Source organism: Allobosea sp. (assembly GCF_030695125.1).
Classification (GTDB): Bacteria; Pseudomonadota; Alphaproteobacteria; order Rhizobiales; family Beijerinckiaceae; genus Allobosea.
Window position 1 is genome coordinate 1 of record NZ_JAUYTP010000024.1, and the last position, 6,246, is coordinate 6,246.

The window sequence follows — 6,246 nt, forward strand, 5'->3', positions numbered from 1 at the left end:
CAGCCGTATGCCTAAAGGCGTCACGCCCTCGCTCGGGCCGGACGCCACGGGGGTCGGCTGGGTCTATCCATACGCGCTGCTCGCCAAGGACAAGACACTGGCCGAACTGCGCACCATCCAGGACTGGTATCTGCGCTACCAGCTGACCAAGGCGCACGGTGTGGCCGAAGTCGCTTCGATCGGCGGTTTCGTGCAGACCTATCAGGTTACGGTCGACCCGGTCAAGCTGCGCGCCTACGGCATCCCGCTGATGAAGGTGGCGCAGGTCATTCGCGACTCCAATCGCGACGTCGGCGGCCGCGTCGTCGAGATGGCCGAAACCGAGTACATGGTGCGCGGCAAGGGCTATCTGCGCGGCAAGGGTGACCTCGAAACGCTGGTCGTCAAGAGCGACAAGGGAACGCCGGTGCTGATCCGCGACATCGCGCGCGTCGAACTGGCGCCGGACGAGCGGCGCGGCCTGACCGAGCTGAATGGCGAAGGCGAGGTGGTGTCGGGCATCGCCATGGCGCGCTACGGGGCCAACGCGCTGGAAGTCATCCACAACCTGAAAGCCAAGATCGACGAAATCGGCCCCGGCTTGCCCGAGGGCGTCACCGTGCAGACGGTGTACGACCGTTCCGAACTGATACACCGCGCCATCGACACGCTGAAGCGGACGCTGCTCGAAGAAGCGGCCATCGTCGCGCTGGTCTGCATCGTTTTCCTGATGCATGTGCGCAGCGCCCTGGTTGCCATCCTGATGCTGCCGGTCGGCGTGCTGATCGCCTTCATCGCCATGCGCTCGCTGGGCATGAACTCCAATCTGATGAGCCTGGGCGGCATCGCCATCGCCATCGGCGCCATGATCGACGCCGCCATCGTGATGATCGAGAACGCCCACAAGCACCTGGAGCGCCTGCCCGAGGAGCACACCAAAGCCGAGCGCGCCGATGCCATGCTCGCCGCCTGCAAGGAAGTCGGGCCGGCGCTGTTCTTCTCGCTGCTCATCATCACGGTTTCCTTCCTCCCGGTGTTCGCCCTGGAAGGCCAGGAGGGGCGGCTGTTCTCGCCGCTGGCCTTCACCAAGACCTTCTCGATGGCCGGCGCGGCGCTGCTTTCGGTGACGCTGGTGCCGGTCCTGATGATGCTGTTCATCCGCGGCAAGGTCATGCCGGAATCGAAGAATCCGGTGAATCGTTTTCTGATCTGGGTCTATCGGCCGATCATCGCCGGCGTCATGCGCTGGAAGAAAATGACCATCGTTGCTGCCGTCGTTGCCTTGGTGGCCTCAATCTACCCAGCCTCTCAGCTCGGCTCGGAGTTCATGCCGACGCTCAACGAGGGAACGCTGCTCTACATGCCGGCTTCACTGCCCGGCATGTCGATCACCAAGGCGGCCGAGCTGATGCAGACGCAGAACAAGATCATCAAGAGTTTCCCCGAGGTCGCTTCAGTTTATGGCAAGGCCGGGCGCGCCAACACGGCGACCGATCCGGCGCCGACCGAGATGTTCGAGACGGTGATCAACCTGAAGCCGGAAGCCGAATGGCGCCCGGGCCTGACCACCGACAAGTTGATCGCCGAACTCGACAAGGCGCTGCAATTTCCCGGCGTCGCCAATGCCTGGACGATGCCGATCAAGGCGCGCATCGACATGCTGTCCACCGGCATTCGCACGCCGATCGGCATCAAGGTGTTCGGCAAGGATCTCGGCGAGATGGAAAAAGTGGCCAAGGAAATCGAGGCTGTGGTCAAAGCCGTGCCCGGCACGACCAGTGCGTTCGCCGAGCGGATCACCGGCGGCTTCTATCTCAACATCGAGCCCGACCGCGAGCAACTGGCGCGCTACGGCCTGGCCGTCGGCGACCTGCAGGATGTCATCGGCACCGCGCTGGGCGGCGAGATGGTCACCACCACGGTCGAGGGCCGCGAGCGTTTCGGCGTCACCATCCGCTATCCGCGCGAACTACGCTCCGATCCGCAGCAGATCGCCCGCGAGGTGCTGATCCCGACCATGGACGGGGCGATGATTCCGCTTGGGCAATTGGCCAAGGTCGTCGTCGCCAAGGGCGCGCCCAGCATCCGCACCGAAAACGCCCTGCTCTCAGCCTATATCTATGTCGACATCCGCGACCGCGACATCGGCAGTTATGTCGCCGACGCCAAGAAGGCGGTTGCCGAACAGGTCAAGTTCCCGCCGGGCTATTACGTGACCTGGAGCGGCCAGTTCGAATACATGGAACGGGCCATCGAGAAAATGAAGATCGTCATCCCGGTAACGCTGCTCTCGATTTTCCTGCTGCTCTATCTCAACTTCAAGCGCATTACCGAGACGCTGATCGTCATGCTCTCGGTGCCTTTCGCGCTGGTTGGCGGCATCTGGTTGATGTGGTGGCTCGGCTACAATCTGTCGGTCGCCGTGGCGGTCGGCTTCATTGCGCTGGCCGGCGTCGCGGCCGAGACCGGCGTCATCATGCTGATCTATCTCGATCACGCTTGGGAGGAATTGAAGACCAAGCGGCGCGCCGAGGGTCAGGTTCCTGGCCTGACCGATCTTTACGAGGCAATCATGGAAGGCGCCGTCGAGCGCGTCCGGCCGAAAATGATGACGGTGGTGGCGATCATGGCCGGCCTGTTGCCGATCATGTGGGGCACCGGCACAGGCTCGGAAGTGATGAGCCGCATCGCCGCGCCGATGGTTGGCGGCATGATTTCCTCGACGGTACTGACCCTCGCGGTGATTCCGGCGATCTACGCGCTGGTCAAGCAATGGCGCCTGAATCGGGGTATCGAGGAATGAATATTTTCAACGCAAGGAGAACGTGATGTCGAAGAAGCTCTTGGTGGTTGCTGTGACGGTAGTCGGACTGTTGCTGGGCGGGTGTGCCGGTAGTGGATATGCGGGCGGCTCCGGAAACGACTCGCACGCTGGTCATTCCCACTAATCGGTTCCTGTAGGGAAGCGGTTCACTGCTGGTGATCCGCTTCCCTTGTCAGCGGCAATGGGCTGCCAAGCAAGGCACGACAACCCGCCCGCTCATTTGCTGTTCTACCGCTTCATCCGGTGTCTATCAAGTACAAGGAGTCCGCTCATGAAAGCAGAATCTGCACATCATCACGCCGAGCCGTGGTATCGGTCTCGTGGCGCGGTCGTCGTTGCCATGATCGCGGTCATCCTAGGGTTCTTCATCATTCGCGAGCATTGGGAGCACGTAGCCGGACGGTGGATTTATTTGCTCCTTCTGCTTTGTCCGTTGATGCACTTCTTCGGTCACGGTGGACATGGCGGTCACGGCAAGGCAGAAGGAAGCAATGAACAGAATTCGTAGGCGACAGTTCGCCGCGGGGCTGATGGCATTGATCAGCCTGTCGGTGCAAGCCCAAGGCTGGCAGGTGCCCAAACCCAGCCCCGGCCTGATGCCCAATCCGGTAGCCGGCAAGACGCTATTCGCGAAACATTGCGCGGCCTGTCACGGTACGAACTTGAAAGGTTCGGATAAGGGGCCGCCTCTCCTGAACCGCATCTATGAGCCCTCGCACCATGCCGATGCCGCTTTCCAACTCGCCGTGAAGAACGGCGTGCGCGCCCATCACTGGAAATTCGGCGACATGGCGCCGGTGCCGCAGGTAACACCCGACGACGTGGCACACATCACGGCCTATGTGCGCAGCGAGCAGCGCAAGGTCGGTATCGACTAAATAGAAAGTAGTCATGAGGAAAAATCTGGCTGGAGCCTGTGCAACTTTAGCTGGATACCTTTTGCGGTCGGCTTTCTCTCCTGCGCGACCGTTGCTAACGGCCTTGCTGCAGAGCAAGGCCTATTTTTTTCGATATTGGCCCATGGGGCGGCTGGATTAACTTTGAGCAAATCGCGTAATTGTGATTTTTTTGATTAAAGGGGAGTAGCCATGGACAGCGAACACTCAGGTGAACATCACAGCCATTCGTCGTCGGTCTTGAAAGCCACGTCGGGTATCTTCATCGACCCCGTCTGCGGCATGACCGTCAAACCGGAATCCCCCCACGCGACGGATCTGGACGGCGTCAACTACCGCTTTTGCAGCGCCAAATGCAAAACGAAATTCGACGCGGAACCGGCGCGTTACCTTGCTCCGCAGGCGGCGGAGCCCGCCATTCCGGATGCCGAATACACCTGCCCAATGCACCCGGAAATCCGGCAGATCGGCCCCGGCACCTGCCCCAAGTGCGGCATGGCCCTCGAACCGCTGCTGCCCGATTTCGATAAGGACGAGGACAACGCCGAATATCGGGACTTCCACCGCCGTTTCTGGGCCAGCCTGCCACTGACCATTATCGTGGTCGTCCTGGCGATGGCCGGCCACCGGCTGGAAGGCTTGCCGCCTCTGGTCCGGACCTGGGCCGAACTGCTGCTCAGCCTGCCCATCGTGCTGTGGGCCGGGGCGCCGTTTTTCATCCGCGGCTGGCAGTCGATGGTCCACCGCAGCCCGAACATGTGGACACTGATCAGCCTCGGAACCGGCGCTGCTTTCGGTTATAGCGTCGTAGCGGCGCTGGCCCCCGGCCTGTTTCCCCAATCATTCGTTGCCCACGGCCGCATCGGCGTCTATTTCGAGGCAGCGGCGGTCATCATTTCCCTGACCCTCCTTGGCCAGATGCTGGAACTGCGCGCCCGTTCGCAAACCTCGGCCGCCATCAGGTCGCTGCTCGGCCTCTCTCCGAAGACGGCCCGCCGCATTAACCCGGACGGAATAGAGGAGGATGTGCCGCTGACTCATGTCCATCTCGGCGACATGCTGCGCGTACGGCCTGGCGAGAAGGTTCCGGTCGATGGCGCGGTGATCGAAGGTTCGAGCGCCGTCGATGAGGCGATGCTCACTGGCGAGCCGCTGCCTGTAACGAAACGCCCCGGCGACAAAGTGATCGGTGCCACCATGAACACCGCCGGCAGCCTGGTCATCCGTGCCGAGAAGGTCGGTGCCCAGACCATGCTCGCCCAGATCGTCCAGATGGTCGCCCAGGCCCAGCGCTCGAAGGCGCCGTTGCAGCGACTGGCCGACGTTGTCGCCGGCTATTTCGTCGTCGTCGTGGTCGCCATCGCCGTAATCAGTTTCTTCGCCTGGGGCTTTTTCGGTGGCGAGCAGGGCTGGGTCTTCGGCCTGATCAACGGCGTCTCGGTACTGATCATCGCCTGCCCCTGCGCCCTCGGGCTGGCGACGCCGATGTCCATCATGGTCGCCACCGGTCAGGCGGCGACCCAGGGCATCCTGTTCCGCGACGCGGCGGCCATCGAGCGGCTGCGCGAGGTGGACACGCTGATTGTCGACAAGACCGGCACGCTGACCGAAGGGCGGCCGGCCTTCGAACGCGTGCTAGCTGCACCCGGCATCGCCGAGGACGAAGTGTTGCGCCTGGCGGCCAGCCTTGACCAGGGCAGCGAGCATCCGCTGGCCGACGCCATCGTCCGCGCCGCCCGGGAACGCGGGCTGGCCCTCGACAAGGCCGAGCAGTTCGAATCGGCCAGCGGCATCGGCGTACGCGGAACGGTCGGCGGCCAGCGCCTGGCCCTCGGCAATGGGGCGCTGATGGCCGAGGACGGTATCGATATCGACGCCCTTGGCAAGGAAGCGGAAACCCTGCGCCAAAGCGGGGCCAGCGTCATGCATCTGGCGGCCGACGGCCGCCTGCTCGGTTTGCTGGCGGTCGCCGACCCAATCAAGGCGAGCACCCAGGAAGCCCTGACCATCCTGCGCCAGGCCGGGCTGCGCATCGTGATGGCCACCGGCGACGGCCTGACCACCGCCCGGGCGGTCGGTGCCAGCCTAGGCATCGACGAAGTGCACGGCGAGGTCAAGCCGGCCGACAAACTGGCGCTGGTCGAACGCCTGCAGCGCGAAGGGCGGATCGTCGCGATGGCCGGCGATGGCATCAACGATGCCCCGGCTTTGGCCAAGGCGGATGTCGGCATCGCCATGGGTACCGGCACCGACGTCGCGATGAACAGCGCCCAGTTGACGCTGGTCAAGGGCGACCTGCGCGGCATCGCCCGCGCCCGTCTGCTCTCCGTCGCAACGGTCGGCAACATGCGCCAGAACCTGGCCTTCGCTTTCCTCTACAACGCCCTCGGCGTGCCGGTCGCGGCCGGTATCCTCTATCCCTTCTTCGGGCTGGTGCTGTCGCCGGTGATTGCGGCCGCGGCGATGAGTCTGTCGTCGGTCAGCGTGGTCGGCAATGCGCTGCGTCTGCGCGGGCAACAATAAAACAGAGATCTGCTGATGTCCTCA

4 protein-coding genes are annotated in these 6,246 nt (G+C 63.2%); all 4 read left to right on the plus strand.

The window, feature by feature from the left end; genetic code table 11:
- Positions 1-2,782 (plus strand): efflux RND transporter permease subunit (locus Q8S38_RS07045; protein ID WP_305679713.1); only part of this gene is annotated, 2,782 nt, incomplete at its 5' end.
- A 292-nt stretch (positions 2,783-3,074) separates the two neighbouring features.
- Positions 3,075-3,311, plus strand: a complete 237-nt coding sequence (locus Q8S38_RS07050) for a DUF2933 domain-containing protein (RefSeq protein WP_305679714.1) — start codon at positions 3,075-3,077, stop codon at positions 3,309-3,311.
- Positions 3,295-3,681 (plus strand): c-type cytochrome, encoded by a 387-nt coding sequence (locus Q8S38_RS07055; protein ID WP_305679715.1) that lies wholly within the window; start codon positions 3,295-3,297, stop codon positions 3,679-3,681. Before Q8S38_RS07050 ends, Q8S38_RS07055 begins: the two co-directional genes overlap by 17 nt.
- A gap of 210 nt (positions 3,682-3,891) precedes the next feature.
- Complete coding sequence (locus tag Q8S38_RS07060) at positions 3,892-6,222, plus strand: heavy metal translocating P-type ATPase (protein ID WP_305679716.1); 2,331 nt, start codon at positions 3,892-3,894, stop codon at positions 6,220-6,222.
- The last annotated feature ends 24 nt before the right edge of the window (positions 6,223-6,246 follow it).